The sequence below is a fragment of the Mesorhizobium sp. WSM4850 genome, from assembly GCF_055811735.1.
The window spans coordinates 98,597-116,869 of sequence record NZ_JBVVPV010000009.1; the positions used below are offsets into that span (position 1 = coordinate 98,597).

Sequence of the window (18,273 nt, forward strand, 5' to 3'; positions counted from 1 at the left end):
TTCGAACCGCCGCGAGCCCTCTCCACTCCGGCCGAGGCCAGCCTTCCAACTGGTGTTTCGCACCGCCTTCGCCATTGTCACGACCTGCCTCCGAGAACAGGAAAATGACCCGATGGCCGCGGATAATCCTCCCGCGGCTGCCTGGCAATCGCTGCGATCCGGCTCTCGGCGGCGGCGATCTCGCCGGCGCCGTCGAGAACCCGAAACACCGCTTCGTACGAACGGCTTTCGCCGTGCTCCAGCCAGATCATCTCGCCGCGCTCGCGCGCTGCCAGATTGCCCAGCACATGATGCGTCGACGGCTCGATGCCGAGCGCATAATGCCCAGCCTGGAAATTCTGCCACTCATAGGCGCAAGGCAACTGGTGCTTGCGGGTGACGACTTCGAGACCGAGGCCGAGACGGTCGTTGACCACCGCCACCGGCACGTCGCCGTTGGCGTCGGCGCCGAGTTCGTGCTGCCAGACCTGTTCCGTGAAGCCCAGTTGCGGTGCCGGCGCCGTGCGGTAGCCGACCTTCTGCGCTTCATAGCGCTCGCCGGCATGGCCCGCCCAGACGACGTCGCGGATCGGCGCCAGGTAGCGCGAGCCCTCGTCGAGCACCGGATGGCTGACATTGATGTGATAAAAGTACATATGCGGCGTGCGGCTAAAACCGTGATTGACGACGCGGTCCGAAAGCCGGATCTCGTTGCCGCCGACATCGGCCTCGATCCGCCGCAGCAGATGCAGATCCTCGCCGAACACCGTCGACTGCTGAACGATGCCTTCGGCCCACAGCACGCAGCGGTCGCCGTCCCATGTCTCGCCATAGCCAGTCAATCGCGCCGGGATGGTGCTGACGCGGCCATGCAGCGAATGGCGCACCGTCTTCTTCGGCGGATAATGGTAGCTGTCGGCGGGTACCTCGTTCATGAACAATATGTGGTCAAGGCCGCAGGTCAGCAGCAGGCCGGAAAACGACCGCGCCCAGGCCAGCCCCTCCTCGCCTTCATATTCGTGCAGGCCGGGATGGCGAAAGCCGCTCGGCGAATGCCAGCCGATCGCCTGGCCCCTAAAATCGCAATCGGCGATGTCGAGCGCCCGGTCGACCAGCGCGGTGAAGCGCAGGCCGGAGCCGGTGCGGAATTCGAGCATGCGGATGCCGCGCTCCACCCCGTCGCCAAGCGTCATCAGCCGCACGCCGGCGAACTGCGACAGCATGCCGGACCGTTCCGAGACCTGCCGGCGCGAAAGCGTCTTGCCGTAAAGCTCTACCATCTGACGGCCAGTTCCTTCACTTCGCTCTCGTCTCCTTGAGCAGGGCCGACATGTCGGCGCCGGTGATGATGCTCTCCACCGTCAGCAGATCGGTATCGGCGACCGTCTGCTCGGCGACGATCTCGCCACGGCGCATGACGATGATGCGGTCGGCGACCTGGAAGACATGATGGATATTGTGGGTGATCAAAAGCACCGAATGGCCGGCGGCGCGCATCTCCTTGACGAAACGCAGCACACCGTGCGTTTCCTCGACGCCGAGATTGTTGGTCGGCTCGTCAAGGATGATGACCTTGGCGGCGAACTGCATGGCCCGCGAAATGGCGATCGACTGGCGCTCACCGCCCGACAATGTGCTGACCAGCGCATCGGCGTCGAGTTTTTTCGAGATGCCGACGCGCTTCAAAAGTGCCGCGGCGGCATCACGCAATTTGGCGAGGTCGAGCGGCGCGAACACGCCCAGCCATTTCAGATTGACCGGCTCGCGACCGAGAAAGAGGTTGCGCGCGATGCTCAGGTCCGGCGCCAACGAGGTATCCTGGTGGATCGTCTCGATGCCGAGATCCATGGCGTCGCGCGTCGAGCGGATCGAGACTTTTTGGCCGCGCACATAGATGTCGCCGCGGTCGACGGGAAAGACGCCGGAGATCGCCTTGATCAGCGTGGATTTGCCGGCGCCATTGTCGCCGAGCAAGGCCACCACTTCGCCCTCGTTGAGGGTGAAGGAGGCGCTCTTCAGCGCGCGAACGCTGCCGAAGGATTTTTGCAGATTGTGCAGCCGAAGCACTTCCATGGTCAGTTCCTGGCGGCGTTCTTCTGCAGCAAAGCGTGCAGGATGAGCATGGCAAGGATGATGACGCCGACGAAGATATTGTAGGCAAGCCCCGGCACACCAACCAGTACGATGCCGTTGCGGATGCTGCGCAGCATCAGCGCGCCGACGATGGTGCCCAGGATGGTGCCGCGCCCGCCGGTCAGCGCCGTGCCGCCAACCACCACCATGGCGATCACTTCGAGCTCGTATCCGGTGCCGGCTACCGGCGAGGCGGCCGAGATGCGGAACGCACTGATCATGCCGGCCAGACCCGCCAGCACTGAGGTCAGGATGAACAGCCAGACCTTGACCGCATCGGCCGGCACGCCGCGCGCAACCGCAGCGTTGCGGTTCGAACCGATGGCGCTGATCCAGTTGCCGAGCTTGGCGTAGTGCAGCACGTAGATCGCCAGCAGCGACAGGCCGATGAACCACCACAGCGAGGTATAGAAACGGAACGTTCCGATATTGAAGCTGCCGGCCAGCAGTGTCACGAAAAAGCCAGGCTGGTCCCAGGATTTCAGCGGAAAGCCTTGCGTGATGTAGAGCGCCGCCCCTCGCACGACGAGCAGCATCGACAGCGTCACCAGGAAGGAGGAGATACCGATCTTGGTGACGATCAGCCCGTTGATGGCGCCGATCGCCACGCACAGCAATAGCCCGGCAAGCAGCGCGATGCCGATATCGAACCCGCCGTTCTGCACCAAAAGCAGGACGACGACCGGCGCCAGGCCGAACACGGCGCCGACCGAAAGGTCGAACTCGCCCGCCGTCAGAAGCAGCGTCATGCCGAGCGCGATGATGCCGAGTTCGGGCAGGAACGCCATCATGTTGGAGATGTTGAGCGGCGACAGGAAGTTCCCGTCGGCGATCGCGAACACCGCCAGCAGGACAATCAGGATGACGAGCGAAGAGAATTGCGGCGAGCGGATCAGGCTCGACCTGCGTTTGGAGCGCGGCATTTCCTGTTCTGCGGCGATAGTCATGACTGCTTGGACCATATCTCAGGGCGGCGCCCGCCGCCTGCGCAGCGGGCGTCAGTCTCAATCACTTGTCGTAGAGTTTCAGGATCGGTTCGACGCTCGATGCGTCGTAGAGGCTGAAAGTGTGGATATCGTAGCCGATCGGTTCGCCCGCGGCGGCAAGCCCGAGCAGCGCCACCGGCATGAAGCCCTGCGCCGACGGAAACTGCCAGGCAGCCGCGTTGACGAAGCCGGCCTTGACGGCTTCGGCGGTCTCCCGGGAATTGCCCCAACCTACGACCGGGATCGTGCCGGCCGGCACGCCGGCGCCGTCGAACACCCGCTTGATGCTGGCCGCCACGGAATCGCCGAGCGCGATGATCGCCGGCGGATTGTTGGCGACCATGTAGTCGGTCATCTTGGCGATGATGCCGGCCGGATCGGTGCCGCAATCGACCACGTCGTATTTGATGCCGAGCGGATCGAAGACGCTGGCGATGCCTTCGGTCTCGAGCTGCTGATAGCTGGCGCCCGGCACTTCCACCGGCAGGAACACCTTGTCGCCTTGCTTCACCATCTTGTGGTCGACCAGATATTTCGCCCAGATGACGCCGGCTTGCCTGATGTCGGCGCCGACATAGGCCTGCCGGCCGGTCGCTGGATCGTCGGTGTTGAAGAACACGATCGGGACGCCAGCCGCCTTGGCTGCCTTGACCTCCTCGTTCCATAGGCCGGGCTGCGCCGAGGTGGTGGCGATGCCGTCCGGCTTGGCGGCAAGTGCGGAGTTGAAGGCCTCCTTCTGCGCCGCCATGTCGCCGCCGCTGAACGAGATCTTGCAGGTCACCTTGAGCTGGTCGCAGGCCTTGGTCGCGCCTGCATTCCAGTCGATCCAGAAGGCGTCCGACGGGCCGCCATGCGACAGCAGGTAGAACGTCTTCTGAGCATCCTGCGCCAGCGCCGGTGCAGCCAGTGCAACACCGGCGAACACGGTCGCCGCAGCCGCGATTTTCGATACGAATCTCAACATTCTCTTCCTCCCTTTTTTGTGGCCGTCACAGTCCGTTGGCGCGGAATTTCTCGTCGAGGAATTTCTTGGCGCGCGGCACGTCGTCCTCCGAAAGGTGCTCGATGATGACCGGGATGTTCGGGTGCTTATCGGCCAAACGCTTGAGATAGAGGTCGTAGTTCAGCGAACCGAGGCCGGGCGCCGGCAGCTCGATCTCGCCGACACCGCGAAAAGTGTGGCTTTCCAGCGCGTCCTCGTCGCCGATATCGGCGTGCTTCTCCGACTTGTCGCCGCCCGAGCGCTTGACGTCCTTGGCGTGGGCTATTTTGATCTTGTCGGTCAGGGTGTCGAATACCTGGTTCAGGATCTGGTCCATCCTGTCGATGTTATGGGTCTCGAAATAGTTGGTCGGATCCATCAACAGGCCGAGGCCGGGATGGTCGACCTGCGCGAACATCTTCACCGTCTCCTCGACCGAGCCGACGACATTGTTGACATAGGTTTCGAGCAGGAACACCGCGCCGTGGTCGTAGGCGGTCTGGGCAAGGTCGGCGATGACCTTGCGGCATTCCTCAAAACCTTCCTCGGTCTTGTTCTTGGGATGGTGCACCCAGTCGGATTCGGTGTTGTAGGTGCCGGTTTCCGAGATCACGTAAGGCGTGCCGAATTCGCGCGCATTGCGGATGATCTCCTTGAGATAGCCGACGCGCCTCTCGCGCTCGCCCATGTCCGGATGAATGATGTTGGTGTAGCCCGACACGCAGCACACCGGCAGGTTATGGTCGCGAAACGTGTCGCGAACTGTCCTGGCCTTTTCCTTGGTGATCTGCCCGACCGACAGGTCGATATCCCTGAAATGCAGGTCGAGCTGCACCGTGTTGAAATCGAGCGCGCGGATCTTCTGCGCGGTTTCCTTGAGGCCGTACGGGAAATAGCCCGTGAAGATACCTGCCTGCATCATGATATGAAATTCTCCCTGTAAGCGATTCAGTTGATTGGGTTTATCGAGATTTCGGACAGCTTGACCGTGCGGCGCTCGTCGATCGAGCGATAGCCGGCTTCGATCAGCGCCATGGTCTTGACGTTGTCGGCGACGGAAAGTGCCGGCGGCTCACCCGTCTTGACCGCATGCTGGAGTTGCTCCATCACGCCGATGAAGGCGTGCGGGAACCACATCGTGCTCCAGCTGGGGGTGACCCATTCACCGTCGGTGATCTCGGTCGAGGCATAGGTCAGCGTCGAGGCCGAACCCGTCGGCCAGCCGATCGTGCCCTTGGCGACGCCCTTGGTGCCGTCGACGCGCCAGTTGATGTGCTGGTCGTCCTTGTAGCCGTCCTGGCGCGGGCCGGACCAGACATCCTCCAGCGACACAGCGAGCACGCCGGACGGAAACCGCAGCGTCGAAACTGTGATGCCGTCAGAATGGTCGAAGCGCGTGCGCGGATCCTTGCGGGTCAGCGTGGTGATCTCGTCGGGATCGCCGAACAGAAAACGCAGCACATCGAGATGGTGGACACTCATATTGGCGAGCGTCAGCCGGTTGTAGTCCTCGAGAAACGTCTGCCAGTGCGGGATCGCATGCATGTCGATCTGGGCGAAGACGATGTCGCCGAGCGCGCCGCTGTCGATGATCTGCTTCAGCACCCGCATCGACTGGTCGTAGCGCATGTTCTGGTTGACCGAGAGGATCTTGCCGGCCCTGGCCGCCTCGTCACGCAGTTTGACCGCTTCATCGAGCGACAGCGCCAGCGGCTTTTGCGCCAGGATCGCCTTGATATGCTGCTGCTTCAGCGCATGGCGGATCAGTGCCGGCTGCTGGTCCGGCGGAAACGCAAGGTCGATGATCTCGACATTTTTGTCCTCGATCAATTGTTCCGGCGTGTCGTGGACGGTCGGTATCTCCCAGCGCCTGGCGACCTTCTCGGCGCTGGCCTTGGTCCTGGAGGCGATCGACACCACGGGAAAACCAGCTTCCTGGTAGGCCGCAAGGTGACATTCGGCCATGATCATGCCGGCGCCGACGCAGCCGATCCTGTATTCCCTGGTGCGGACTTTAACGTCCGGCTCGAAGTCCTTGCCCGCTATTCCTTCGCCAGCCATCTGATCCTCCCGAAGCTCGTTTCTTAGAACCGCTGTCATCGTGCCAACGCTGCCCCGCTTTGCCCGAAATAATGCACCCTGCCCGGCTCGCAGGATATCGCCACCATCGCGTCCGGCCTGATATCGGGCTGGCCGCGCAGCAGTGCCCGCAGACGCGCCTGCCCGGCGGCGAGTGTCACCACGGTGTAGCCGCCGAGCGGCTCGACCTCGAACACTCGCGCCGGGCGGCCCGCGCGCCCAACCGACATTCCATCATCCGATATTTCCCCATCCTGCCAGGGCCGGACCTTGATGTCTTCCGGCCTGAGCCCGATCTCGACGGCATCGGCCGGCGCGGCCTTGTCCGCGATGCGGATCGTGCCTTCGGCCGCTTCCATGCCTTCCGCGCCGCGCACCGACTTCAAGATGTTCATCATCGGCGAACCGAGCAGCCGCGCGACATAGGTGCTGGCCGGCCGATCATAGATCTCGGCCGGCGCGCCGGTCTGCCTGATCCTGCCGTTTTCCAGAATGGCGATACGGTCGGCGACAGACATCGCCTCTTCCTGGTCGTGCGTGACATAAATCAGCGTCTTGCCGAGCTCGCGCTGGATGCGCTTCAGCTCGACGCGAGTCTCCTCGCGAAGCCTGGCGTCGAGCGCCGAGATCGGATCGTCCATCAGATAGGCATTGGGGTCGCGCACCAGCGCCCGAGCGATCGCCACGCGCTGCCGCTCGCCGCCCGAAAGCTGCGCCGGCGGCTTATGCAGGATGTGGCCGATATGCAGCTTGGCCGCGACGTCTGCGACACGCTTTTCGATTTCGGCCTCGGCGACCCGGCGTTCGACCAGGGGAAAGCGGACATTGTCGCGCGCGCTCATATGCGGAAACAGCGCCAGGTTCTGGAACACCATGGCGACATTGCGTTCGGCCGGCGACACCGTGTTGACCGGCCTGCCGCCGATCAGGATTTCGCCGGCGTCCGGCGTCTCCAGCCCGAGCACCAGACGCAGCACCGTCGACTTGCCCGATAGCGGCGGGCCGAAGAAGCAGAAGAACTCATTGTCGTTGACAGTGAACGAGGCGTCGTCGACGGCGAGCGTGTCGCCATAGCGTTTCGTCACATTGCGGAAGACGATATCGGCCATGGTCTCAGCCCGCCTTCATGGCAAGGCCGGTGGCGGCGTCGAACACACGCACGGACGCCTGGGCCGGCGCGACAACCGCTGTCTGCCCGATCGCCAGCCCGACGTCATTGTCGAACACCGCCTTCACCGTGCTCTCGCCCTGGCCGAAATGGACGATGGTGCGCGCGCCGATGCGCTCGACGAATGTTACCGGCATCGACAGGCCGCGGTCTGAGAGAATCACCTGCTCAGGCCGAAAGCCGTAGAGCACATCTTCGCGCGCGGCCCTCACCGCCGGGGCGAGATTGTCCGGCAGCGGCGGCGTGACACCGATCGGCCCGAGATCGATGACCAGGCCACGGCCGCTTTCCGCCGGCCTGCCCTTGAGCAGGTTCATGCCCGGCGCACCGATGAAGCGGGCGACAAAGACACTGGCCGGATCGTTGTAGACCTCGAGCGGCGTGCCGACCTGCTGCAGCACGCCATGGTCCATCACCGCGATGCGATCAGCCATGGTCATCGCTTCGAGCTGGTCGTGGGTGACATAGACCATGGTCTGCCGGAACTGACGCTGCAGCTGTTTCAATTCGGTCCGCATGACAGCCCGGAAGGCGGCGTCGACATTGGACAGCGGCTCGTCCAGCAGGAAAATCGCCGGCTCCATGATCGCCGAACGGCCGATCGCCACGCGCTGCAATATGTTGACCGACAGCCTGCCGGCCTTGCGGTCGAGCAGCGAAGTCAGTTGAAGCATCTCGGCGATCGCGCCCACGCGGCGGTCGATCTCTGCCCTCGGCGCGCCGCGCATTTTTGGGCCGTAGGCGAGGTTCTGCCGCACGCTCATATGGGTGAAGATCGCATAGTTCTGGAAGACGAAGCCGACGCCGCGCCGCGGCATCGGCACGCCGGCCATGTCGCGCTCGCCGAACACGATCTTGCCGCTGGTCGGCTCTTCCATGCCGGCGATCATGTTCATCGTCGTCGACTTGCCGCAGCCCGACGGCCCAAGCAGCGCCATGAACTCGCCGTCGGCGATGGCAAGATCCATCGTCTTCAAGGCGGTAAAGTCGCCGAACTTCTTGACCAGGTTCTGCAGATGGATCGCACTCATGCCGGTACCTCCCGCGCGCGGGCCATGCGCTTCATGGCAAACACCGCGGCGATGGACAGCACGATCAGGATGGCCAGCGCGATCGCCGCGACATAGCCCCAGATCAGGTCCTGGGTGGTGAGCTTGTAGATGTAGACGGAAATGGTCTCGGTGGCGACGCCGGGACCGCCGCCCGTCATGATGTAGAGCGTGTCGAAGATCTTGAAGTTCTCGATGACCCTGATTGCCAGTGCGATGATGATGATCGTCTTCATCTTCGGCAGCACGATGGTGACGAAGCGCTGCCAGGGATTGGCGCCAAGCAGCGTGGCCGCTTTGATCTGGTCCTCGGGCACGCCGACCAGGCCGGCAAGCAGGATGAGGAACATCAGCGGCGTCCATTGCCAGATGTCGGCGAGCATGACGGCGATGAGCGCTAGCGTCGGGTCCGACAGCCAGGCGATGGTGACGGGAAAGCCTGATAGCGCCGACAGGATGTCGTTGACCGGTCCGCCCGACTGGAACAGCATGAAGAACATGTAGCCGGCCACCGCCGGCACCACCATCATCGGCATCAGCAGGATCGAATAGAAGATCCGCTTGCCCGGGAACTCGTCGGCAAACAGCGTGGCGAGTGCCAAGCCGAGCAGGAATTCCGCCGGCACGCAGACGATCATGACGATGGCCGTTCTCTTGAGCGCGCTCCAGAAGCGCGCGTCGGCGGCAAGGTCGGTGTAGTTGGCGAAGTTGTTCCACAGCGACCAGGCGCTCCACCAGCCGAGGCCGGACAGCGGCGACCAGTCGGTCAGGCTGATATAGAGCTGCATCAACAGCGGAAACACCGCGATGAACAGCACCAGGATCTGCGCCGGCAGTGTCAGCCGGAAACCGAGCTTTACCCCTTCGTCCCGAAGGGTCGGCTTTGCCTGGACGGTTTTCATCACGTCCTCCGGAATCGTGGCGGTGACGGCGCTCATTGCTTGAGCGCCCCGAAGGTCAGCCCGCGCACCAAATGGCGCTGGATCGCGATGCCCATGATGACAGGCGGCACCGCCGCGATCAGGCCGAGTGCCGCCTTGGCACCGTAGAGCTGGCCGGTCATCGAAGACGACAGCGAGGCCATGTAGACCGGCACCGTCACCCATTCGCGTGTCGTCAAAAGCAGCGCGATCAGATAGTCCGACCAGTTGAGGATGAAGACGAACAGCGCGGCACTGGCCAGCGGCGCGCGCATCATCGGCAGCGTGATGCGGGTGAAGACGCGCAATCGCGAGCAGCCCTCGACCAGCGCCGCTTCCTCGATCTCGCGCGGCATGTCGTCGAAGAACGTCTTCATCAGCCAGAACGCAAAGGGCAGCGTGACGATGCCGTAGATCAGCGACAGCCCCCACCAGCTGTCGGTAAAGTTGAGAAAGGCCCACATGATCATCACCGGGGTCATCACCGCCATCGGCGGAAACAGGCGGAGCTGGATCAGCGCCAGCGGCAGGTTCTGGCCCGAGCCGAAGCGCGACAGCCCGTAGGCCGCCGCGGTGCCCGCCGACATGGCGATCGCCGTTCCGAACACCGCCGACAGCAGCGATGACAGGATCGGTTTTAGGGCGGTACGGTCGAGCGCGACGATCAGGTTGTTAGTCGATTCACCGAAGACGAAGCGGAAATTGCTGAGCGTCGGGTTCTTCGGCCACCAGGTTAGGTCGGCGCCGGTCGCCGACCATTCGGCGATCGGCTTGAAGGCCATCGAGACCATCCACAGGATCGGCACCAGCGTCACCGCCATAGCAGCAAGGATCGCTGCATAGCGGAATATTTCGAAAGGAACGGAACGCTTCATTTTGCAGCTTTGCTGGTACCATCGTTTGCGGAGGGGAAGAGCAAACTCCTCCCCTCCATTCGTATGCTGGGAGGAAGATCAGCTGATCGGATCGAGAACGGTGGGCCAGGCCTCCTTGTTGGTCTTGATGGCTTCGAGAAGCTTCTCCTCGCCGGTGCGGCGGGCGATCTTCTTCCATTCGGCCTCGGTGTCGACCATCGCCTGCTCGGGGGTCTTGGCCTTGGTCAGCGCGGCAACGAGGTTCTCGTCCAGCGCATTGTGGAAGGCGGTGGCGCCGGGATAGTTGATGGTCGGCACGGTGCGGGCGACCGTCTCGCGCACCACATCCATGTGGTAGGCGTGATAGGTCTGGCGGACCAGCGGGTCGGAGAAATCCGACAACCGGAACGGATCGAAATAGCCGCCCGGATTGGCGGTCATCCAGGCATAGATGCGGCTCGAACCGAGCCACTGCAGGAACAGGTAGCAGGCCTCCGGATTCTTGGCCTGCGACGAGACCGAGGCCGACAGATTGAGCCACAGCACCGAGCGGCTGATCAGCTTGCCGTCGATCTCGCGGCCGGGCGGCAGCATCGAGCCGATCTTGCCGGTGACGGCTGAATCCTTGTTGCCGGCATTGTCCAAAAATTGGCAGGTTGGAGAAGGCGCAGGTCATCGCGGCGCCGCCCTTGGCAAAATTTCCGTACTGCTCCGGCCAGCCCCAAGAGATCGCATCCGGCGAATGGTGGGCCAGCGAGGCGATGTACTCGTTAACAGCGGCAATGCCTTGCTGCGAATTGATCAGCGGCTTGCCGGTATCGTCGAACAGGAACTGATTTGGCGAAGCCATTGAAACATAACGCTGATACCAGTTGGTGTAGCCCCAGCCCTGGTTGCGCAGATCGGTCGAACCGAACAGGCCCTTGTCCGGGCGATGGAAGAAGGCGGCGATCTCGTCATGCTGCTTCCAGGTCTTCGGCGGCGCCAGTTCATAGCCATGCTTGTCGGAGAAGGCTTTCTTCTCGGCCGCGTCGCCGAACAGATCGGTGCGATAGACCCAAGTCTGGAAATCGCCGTCCAGCGACACGCCATAGGTCGAGCCGCGATACTGGTTGAGCAGCGAGACGCCCTTGGCGCCGTCGACATAGCCGCGCTCGGGGTCGTCCCATTCCGGCTTGTACTGGGCGACGAAGTCGTCGAGCTTCAGGATGCCGCCGGTTTCGGCGAGGTCGCCGAGACGGTTCCATTCCACCGCGTAGATGTCATAGGCGCCACCCTTGGTGGAGATGTCCTGCATCGTCTTGGTGAATTCCTGGCCGTTCGGCACGCCGACGATCTCGATCGGAATGCCGGTTTCCTTCTCCCACAGATCCTTGATCGAGGGCGCGCCGGCGGGAAATTGCTGCGTCAGTTGGCCGATCGAGCCGTCGGACAGGCCAAGCACGATCTTGGCCGGGGCCTTGCCGGCCCCCTTCATCGCCTTGGCCGCCTCGATGGCGCGGCCTTCCGGCGTGTCGGGCCCATATTGATAGCGCTCCGAGCCGTCGAAGCCGGTCGGGCCGCCGATCATGCCCGGCGCCAGCGCATCGGCCGCGTAGGCGCGGCTGGGGCGGATGAATTTCGGTGCGATACCTGCGGCGGCAACAAGCACGGCCGCCTTTCCACCGGACGCCAGCAGACGGCGCCGCGACATGCGGATCATATCAGACATTGGAAGTCCTCCCTCGAGGGCCTTGTTCCTCCACGGCCCTCATGATGGATATTGACGGCAGTATGGGAAGGCTGTCAACATCATAAATAATCAAAACACGTCATAACATCGCAATTGAGGGGAGAGGATGCAGTCCAGCGAGGTCAGCCAACGGCACCTAGTGCTTGAATTTGAGGGAGCGAGTGCCGCGCCGATCCTTTTCGGCCCGGCTCGACGAATTTGGTGTAGCGCGCCGGCTTGCGCATCGGCTCAGGCCGGATACATCATTTCCCATCAGAATCGCGGATGGCATGAAGCCGTCGTCCGGCATTCGAACCATTGAGCGCGCGATTTTGATGCGCGTAGCGCGCAAGCAGTGAGGTGATCGACTGTGCGGTCCACCCTGACAGACATAGCCCGGGAAGCCGGCGTTTCAGCCGCGACGGTCGATCGTGTGCTCAACAACCGCGCCGGGGTCAGGGCGCGCACCCGCGAGGTCGTGCTGGAAACGGCGCAGCGGCTGGGCTACATCGCTGAGAATTCGAACAGCCCGACCACGCGCCACGCGCTGTCCGGTGATGTGATACGGCTCGACTTCGCCCTGCCCGCCGGCACCAATTCCTTCATCAAGATGCTGCACCGGCACATCGAGGCGCAGGCGCAATCGCGGCCAGACCTCGATGTTCGCGTCGCCACGATCGAAGGCTTCAATCCCGACCGGCTTGCCCGCCTGCTGCAGGAATTGCGCGGCCAGACGCAGGGCGTCGGCGTCATCGCGCTCGATCACCCGACGGTCCGCGAGGCGATCCGTTCGCTGTCGGCCAGCGGCGTCAAGGTCGTCACCATAGCGTCCGACATCCTGCACGTGCCGAGGGTCGCCTATATCGGCATCGACAACCGCGCCGCCGGCCGGCTCGCCGGCTATCTGCTCAACCGCTTCATGGGCGCCGGTCGTCCGGGCAAGGTCGCGCTGTTCGCCGGCTCGCTCTCCTATCGCGGCCATGAGGAACGCGAGATGGGGTTCCGCCACATATTGACGGAAGAATCGCCCAATCTGCAGATCGTCGAGATGCGCGAGATGCTCGACGACCGGGAAAAGGCCTATGCGGAGGCCTCCGCCCTGCTGGACCGGCATCCGGACCTGGCCGCGATCTACAATGTCGGCGCCGGCAACACCGGCATCGCCCGCGCGCTCAAGGAGCGAGTGCGGGCGTTGTCGACCGTGTTTCTCGGCCATGAAGTGACCGAAGGCACCAAGGAGCTTTTGCTCGACGGCACGCTCGATGCAGTGATCGACCAGAACCCGCGCGTCGAGGCCCGCGAAGCGCTCAACACCTTGACCCACGCGATCAGGGGCTTGCCCTACGAGTTGCACCAGCCGAGGCTGCAGGTGATCTTCAGGGAAAGCATCCCGGAGATCTGAACGGAAGGGTCCCGGGATTACCCGGGAAAGAGAGCCAGCAGGTGCAGGCTGTGGCGCTGCGGCGATCAAGGTAATCTTGAGCTCAATGCGTGCGGACTGTTGTCTTCGGGACGACGACGACCGGGATCGCCTCCGCATGGCCGACCGGCTCAGCGTTCGGCTGGTTCGCGGCGGAAGCAGCTGCCGCCAGGATCGTTCGCGAACACTGGCGCGGCACGCTCGGGCTTGGCCGCGACGAGACGCTGGCGGCGGCCCACTGGCGACGTGGCACGGCAGGACTGATGGCCGGCTGAAAAAGACTGTTTTGATGGCGAATGCAACGCAGGCGATCCCCCTCTCCCCGTTCTTCACGGGGAGAGGGTAAGGGTGAGGGGCAGCGCGAACGTTGAGTAGAAATTCCGACGCTGGTGCTGCCCCTCATCTGCCTGCCGGCATCTTCTCCCCGTGGAAAACGGGGAGAAGGGGCTAGCCGCGACTCGACGCGACAATTCCCAATCACTCACTTTAGATCATTGCCCAATATTGACGATCGCCCGGTCATCCTCGCCGAGGCCGATCGCGATCCGGTCGCCGGAGACAATGCCCGATATGTCGCAGACGACCAGCGGCATGCTGATTTCGTAGAGGAACTCGGCGACGATGGCGCCGACGGCCAGGATCGGATCGGGCCGCTGCAGGATGATGCCGGCCGGCGCCGTGCCCCGGCGGATCGCCTCGGCCAGGACCGAAGACGAGGACGACGATCCCCGCCCGGATGCCATCACCAGGATCTTGCCGGCGAGGTTGCCGCCCGGGTGCGAACGGTCGATGATGTCGCCCGTTTCGGCATCGACGCCGCCCCAGAAGCTGAGCGCATGCGACAGCACCAGCGCCGATCCCTGCGCCTCGCCGGCAAGCTGGAACGTGCCAACTCTGTTCTGCGCTCGACTGTCCTGTTGGCTCATCGCGCGCCTCGCACGACGCGGCCGGCAGCGGCCGAGCGAACGCAGTCTGCCAGGTCGCCGAAGACCACCGACACGCCGATATTGCCGGGCGCATAATGCGCCCATTTGCCGGAATTGGTCATCACCACGCCGTCGAGACGCTCGAGCACCGAGGTGACATAGGTGCAGGTATCCGTAACCGGAATGAGGCCGAACGCATCCATGCCGGCAAGTTCGCCCTCGTCCTGCAATCTCTTGAAAGTGGCGCGCCCGGTGTTGACGTAGATCGGAATGCCCCTGCCCGGCGCCACCTCGCGCAGCATTGCCAGCAGGCGCTTCCACTCCTCGTGCGAAAAATGCGGCGTGCCGAGCGATACGGCCGCAAGCGGCGCGCCGTCGGGGACGCTCGACAGTTTTGCCAGCGCCTGGTCGATGTCGGCGCGACAGATCCGGATCGTCGCCTCCGGCGCCACGCCGCGAAATGCCTCGTCGAGCGTCCTTGCTTCCGGCGTGATGCCGACCGCATGAAACAGCGCCACCGCACCCGTCGTTGCCGCCGCCGCGCCAAGCGCCTTCAGCTGATCCTCGTCGCGCGGCTGCGGCAGGCCCGATATCACAGGAATGCGGTCGCCACTCGCTTGCCCGATGACCAGCCCGACGCCGACGAACAGGGCATCGGCAGGTTCGAAAGAACCGGTCAGCTCGAACAGGATCTGGCCGCGCCGATTATCGGTCAAATGCAGTCCCCAGGCCGGCGCGCGCCCGGTCATCGCGCAGCACAGATCGATGAAATCGCCATAGCGGTTGGTCCGCGCACCGATCACCGAATTGGCAAAGACGATTGCGTTGGACTCGCCCCAGGCGATCTGCTCGCCAAAGCCCGGCCGGAACCGCGTCTGATAGGGCGCGCAGGTGAAGGTCGCCTGGCAGCCGAGTTTTAGATGCGTCTTCATCAGCCGCCGCGCCGGCACCTCTTGCGCGGCCGGCATCTTCACCAGCCCGGGATGGATGAGGTCGAAGGAACCGACATTGAGTGTTGTTGGCACGCGGACGCGGCCGCCGCCCTCGACCAGCCTTTCGACGAAATCGAGGCTGGCCTGGCCGTGATAGAGGCAGCCGTCGATATGCGCGCCGGCAATGTCCAACAATTTGCGCGCGCCGACGGCGTTGGAAAAGGCGACCAGTATCTTCATCGCTGCGGCCACGGCCCGGCCGTGCTCGCCGCCGAGCATCGACTGGTCGCCCGCACTGAGTTCAAGCGTCATCGGGTGTTCCGCTTTCCCGCACTATGCCCGACCATGCTCTCACTGATTGCGGCCCGCCTGGCAAGATCAGTTTGCCGCGATCAGCACCGTGCTCTCCGGCGACCAGCGCAGCACCACTTTTTGCCCCTCCGCCAACCTTTCAACGCCGGTGTTCTGCACGATGACCTTGAGCGTTTGCCCGTCGCGATCGACGAAATAGGTGCTGTTGTTGCCGGCGAAGATGCGCTTGGATACCTGGCCGCGGAGCATATTGGCGTTCGGATCGGACGTCCCCGAATCGGTGGCGATGCGGATGCGTTCGGGCCGCACCGCGCAGCTGGCCTTGGCGCCGGCGGCAAGCGTCGCGCCTGCCCCGGCGGCAATCGCCGTGCCGTCCTGCAGCCGGATGCCGGCGCCGGTGCTCTCGCCGCGAAAAATGTTGGCGTCGCCGAGGAAGGTGGCGGCGAACTCGCTCTTCGGCCTGTCGTAGATCTCCTCGGGCGGCCCCTCCTGCACCAGCCTGCCGTCACGCAGGATGCCGATGCGGTCGCTCATCGTCAGCGCTTCTTCCTGGTCGTGGGTGACGAAGATGGTGGTGATGCCGATCTCGCGCTGGATGCGCTTCAGCTCGGTCTGCATGTCGACGCGCAGCGCCTTGTCGAGCGCCCCCAGCGGCTCGTCGAGCAGAAGCACGCGCGGCTTGGTGACGATGGCGCGGGCCAGTGCGACGCGCTGGCGCTGGCCGCCCGACAGCTGGTGTGGGCGGCGGCCGCCGAGCTTGCCGAGCTGCACCAGGTCGAGCGCGCGCTGCACCTCGCTGGCTATCGTTGCCTTGGCTTGCCCGCGCACCGACAGGCCGAAGGCGACATTGTCGGCGACGCTCATATTGGGAAACAGCGCATAGTTCTGGAACACCATGCCGATGCGCCGCTTCTCGACCGGCACCCGCTCGACGCTCTCGCCGCCGATGGCGATGCGGCCGGAGTCGGGGAAATCGAAGCCGGCGATCTGGCGCAGGAGCGTGGTCTTGCCGCTGCCCGACGGCCCGAGCAGCGCGTAGAAACCGCCGTCGGCGAAATCGATCGAGACATCGTCCAGCGCCTTGTGCGCGCCAAAACTGCGCGACAAATTCGCTACCTGCACGCCGGCCATTATTTCTCTCCGCCGAATTTGAAGAATTTTGCCGTGAGCAGCATCAGCGCCATCGAGACGACGATGATGATCGTCGAGACGGCATTGATCTCCGGCGTGAAACCCTTGCGGATCGCGGCGTAGATCTCGACCGGCAAGGTCGTCTGGCCCGGCGTCGACAGGAAGTACGAGACCACGAACTGGTCGAACGACACGGCGAAGGCGAACAGCCCGCCGGCGATGACGCCCGGCATGATCCAGGGCAGCGTGACCCGCGAAGTCACCTGCCACTGGTTGGCGCCGAGCGATCGCGCCGCCTCTTCCAGCTCCGGCGCAAAGGTCTGCAGCCGGGCTGAGACGACGACGATGACATAGGGCAGCGCCAGCGCCACATGGCCGAGCAGGATCGCGAACAGCCCACGGCCGATGCCGACGCCGAAGAAGAAGATCAGCATCGCCGTGCCGGTGATCAGCCACGGAATGGCGATCGGTGGAAACAGCAGCGCTTGCAGGACTTTCTTGCCGCGAAATTCATGGCGATAGAGCGCCAGCGATGCCGCCGAGCCGAGCACCGTGGAGATGATGGTGGTGATGATGGCGATCTCCACGCTGTTCCAGGTGGCCGAGATCAGCTGGTCGTTCTGCCACAACGACGCGTACCACTCGGTCGTCCATTCGAACGGCAACTGGTAGAAGGGCGAGACGTTGAACGACATCAGCGCCATGATGATGATCGGGAGGTAGAGAAAGGCGAGCAGCAGCCAGATGTAGAGGCGCCCACACCATTCCAGGATACGCGTCGTCGCCATCACGCGGCCCTCTTCAACACCGGCGACGCCAATGCCAGGATGACCAGCACGACGGCCAGCAGGATAAAGGACAGCGCCGCACCCAGCGGCCAGTTGAACACGGCGACGAACTGGTCCTCGATGACCGTGCCGTAGAAAGTGCCGGTGCGGCCACCGAGAATACGCGGTTCCATGAAGGAGCCGACGACGGGAACGAAGATCAGCGCCGCACCGGCGACCAGCCCCGGCATCGACAGCGGAATGATCACCCGTTTCAGCATTTGCAGCCGCGAGGCGCCGAGCGAGCGCCCTGCCTCGATCAGCGAATCGTCGATGGCCTGCAGCGTCAGGTAACAGGTCAGCACTATGTAGGGCACGTAGGAGTGGACCAGGCCGATGATGACGGCCGGATAGGAATACATCAGGTCGATGTTGATCTTGAACGGCAGCACGGCGTTGAGTGCGGTGTCGAGAATGCCGCCCTCGCGCAGCACCATCGCCCAGGAGAAGATGCGCACCAGGCCGTTCGACCAGAACGGCAGGATGACGAGCAGGAAGATCGCCTCGCGGCTGCGTCCCCTAAACACCTTGGCCAGCACATAGGCCGCGGGATAGCCGATGACGACGCACCACAGCGTCACCTCGAGCCCGAGCCTGAGCGAGGCCAGCAGCAGCGTCCGGTAGAGGCCTTGCGCAAAGAAGGTGGCATAATTGTCCAGCGTGAACGACCACGCCTTTCCCGACAGCGGCAGCTCGGTCATGAAGGAGAAAAACACCATGGCCGACAGCGGCAAGAAGATCGCCACCGTCAGCCAGAGATAGGCCGGCACAAGCAGCGGCAAAGCCGATCGCAATCCGCTCCTCGAACCGGTTGCGACCTGTCCAGCCATATGTTCCTCCCGAAAGCTTGCCGTTACTTCACCC

18 protein-coding genes and 1 pseudogene are annotated in these 18,273 nt (G+C 63.7%); 2 read left to right on the forward strand and 17 right to left on the reverse strand.

All coding sequences use genetic code 11. The annotated features are described in order from the left end of the window. Positions 1–77 precede the first annotated feature (77 nt). The 12 genes and pseudogenes from AC0L2Z_RS12310 to AC0L2Z_RS12365 form a co-directional block, all read right to left on the reverse strand. Positions 78–1,259: an aldose 1-epimerase family protein gene (locus AC0L2Z_RS12310; RefSeq protein WP_473628123.1), complete on the reverse strand. Its 1,182-nt coding sequence runs from the start codon at positions 1,257–1,259 to the stop codon at positions 78–80. 16 nt (positions 1,260–1,275) lie between these two features. After that, a complete protein-coding gene (locus AC0L2Z_RS12315) occupies positions 1,276–2,058 on the reverse strand; it encodes an ATP-binding cassette domain-containing protein (protein ID WP_473480040.1) in 783 nt (260 codons plus the stop codon). Then, on the reverse strand, positions 2,055–3,059 hold the full coding sequence (locus AC0L2Z_RS12320) for an ABC transporter permease (RefSeq protein ID WP_473628121.1): 1,005 nt from the start codon (positions 3,057–3,059) through the stop codon (positions 2,055–2,057). The genes AC0L2Z_RS12315 and AC0L2Z_RS12320 overlap by 4 nt, the downstream gene beginning before the upstream one ends. 61 nt (positions 3,060–3,120) lie before the next feature. Continuing rightward, a complete protein-coding gene (locus tag AC0L2Z_RS12325; RefSeq protein ID WP_473628119.1) occupies positions 3,121–4,062 on the reverse strand; it encodes a sugar ABC transporter substrate-binding protein in 942 nt (313 codons plus the stop codon). A gap of 25 nt (positions 4,063–4,087) precedes the next feature. Then, positions 4,088–5,002, reverse strand: coding sequence for a sugar phosphate isomerase/epimerase family protein (locus tag AC0L2Z_RS12330; protein WP_473628117.1), 915 nt, complete (start codon positions 5,000–5,002; stop codon positions 4,088–4,090). 26 nt (positions 5,003–5,028) lie between these two features. Further along, positions 5,029–6,141, reverse strand: a complete 1,113-nt coding sequence (locus AC0L2Z_RS12335) for a Gfo/Idh/MocA family protein (protein WP_473628116.1) — start codon at positions 6,139–6,141, stop codon at positions 5,029–5,031. A gap of 35 nt (positions 6,142–6,176) precedes the next feature. After that, entirely contained in the window at positions 6,177–7,268 is a 1,092-nt protein-coding gene (locus AC0L2Z_RS12340) for an ABC transporter ATP-binding protein (RefSeq protein ID WP_128247700.1), read from the reverse strand. 4 nt (positions 7,269–7,272) lie between these two features. After that, the gene (locus AC0L2Z_RS12345) at positions 7,273–8,358 is read right to left on the reverse strand and encodes an ABC transporter ATP-binding protein (RefSeq protein ID WP_473628115.1); all 1,086 of its coding nucleotides are present in this window, start codon (positions 8,356–8,358) and stop codon (positions 7,273–7,275) included. Next, a complete protein-coding gene (locus AC0L2Z_RS12350; RefSeq protein WP_123152065.1) occupies positions 8,355–9,314 on the reverse strand; it encodes a carbohydrate ABC transporter permease in 960 nt (319 codons plus the stop codon). Before AC0L2Z_RS12350 ends, AC0L2Z_RS12345 begins: the two co-directional genes overlap by 4 nt. Further along, positions 9,311–10,171: a carbohydrate ABC transporter permease gene (locus AC0L2Z_RS12355; RefSeq protein WP_123152066.1), complete on the reverse strand. Its 861-nt coding sequence runs from the start codon at positions 10,169–10,171 to the stop codon at positions 9,311–9,313. Before AC0L2Z_RS12355 ends, AC0L2Z_RS12350 begins: the two co-directional genes overlap by 4 nt. A gap of 78 nt (positions 10,172–10,249) precedes the next feature. Continuing rightward, positions 10,250–10,795 (reverse strand): hypothetical protein, encoded by a 546-nt coding sequence (locus tag AC0L2Z_RS12360; protein ID WP_473628149.1) that lies wholly within the window; start codon positions 10,793–10,795, stop codon positions 10,250–10,252. 85 nt (positions 10,796–10,880) lie between these two features. Then, positions 10,881–11,861 (reverse strand): annotated as a pseudogene (locus AC0L2Z_RS12365) (ABC transporter substrate-binding protein); the annotation flags it as partial. A 370-nt stretch (positions 11,862–12,231) separates the two neighbouring features. Here AC0L2Z_RS12365 and AC0L2Z_RS12370 point away from each other — a divergent pair. Together AC0L2Z_RS12370 and AC0L2Z_RS12375 are read left to right on the forward strand one after the other, a co-directional pair. Further along, the gene (locus tag AC0L2Z_RS12370; RefSeq protein WP_023798621.1) at positions 12,232–13,263 is read left to right on the forward strand and encodes a LacI family DNA-binding transcriptional regulator; all 1,032 of its coding nucleotides are present in this window, start codon (positions 12,232–12,234) and stop codon (positions 13,261–13,263) included. Between the two features lie 89 nt (positions 13,264–13,352). Continuing rightward, positions 13,353–13,556 (forward strand): SIP domain-containing protein, encoded by a 204-nt coding sequence (locus tag AC0L2Z_RS12375; RefSeq protein WP_473628114.1) that lies wholly within the window; start codon positions 13,353–13,355, stop codon positions 13,554–13,556. A gap of 216 nt (positions 13,557–13,772) precedes the next feature. Here AC0L2Z_RS12375 and AC0L2Z_RS12380 read toward each other — a convergent pair whose 3' ends face one another. The 5 genes from AC0L2Z_RS12380 to AC0L2Z_RS12400 form a co-directional block, all read right to left on the reverse strand. Then, positions 13,773–14,207, reverse strand: a complete 435-nt coding sequence (locus tag AC0L2Z_RS12380; protein ID WP_473628112.1) for an aconitase X swivel domain-containing protein — start codon at positions 14,205–14,207, stop codon at positions 13,773–13,775. Continuing rightward, positions 14,204–15,451, reverse strand: coding sequence for an aconitase X (locus tag AC0L2Z_RS12385; protein ID WP_473628111.1), 1,248 nt, complete (start codon positions 15,449–15,451; stop codon positions 14,204–14,206). Before AC0L2Z_RS12385 ends, AC0L2Z_RS12380 begins: the two co-directional genes overlap by 4 nt. A gap of 66 nt (positions 15,452–15,517) precedes the next feature. Further along, a complete protein-coding gene (locus AC0L2Z_RS12390) occupies positions 15,518–16,582 on the reverse strand; it encodes an ABC transporter ATP-binding protein (RefSeq protein ID WP_473628110.1) in 1,065 nt (354 codons plus the stop codon). Next, positions 16,582–17,370, reverse strand: coding sequence for an ABC transporter permease (locus AC0L2Z_RS12395; protein ID WP_023798617.1), 789 nt, complete (start codon positions 17,368–17,370; stop codon positions 16,582–16,584). Before AC0L2Z_RS12395 ends, AC0L2Z_RS12390 begins: the two co-directional genes overlap by 1 nt. Continuing rightward, on the reverse strand, positions 17,370–18,239 hold the full coding sequence (locus AC0L2Z_RS12400; RefSeq protein WP_023798616.1) for an ABC transporter permease: 870 nt from the start codon (positions 18,237–18,239) through the stop codon (positions 17,370–17,372). The genes AC0L2Z_RS12395 and AC0L2Z_RS12400 overlap by 1 nt, the downstream gene beginning before the upstream one ends. Between the last annotated feature and the right edge of the window lie 34 nt (positions 18,240–18,273).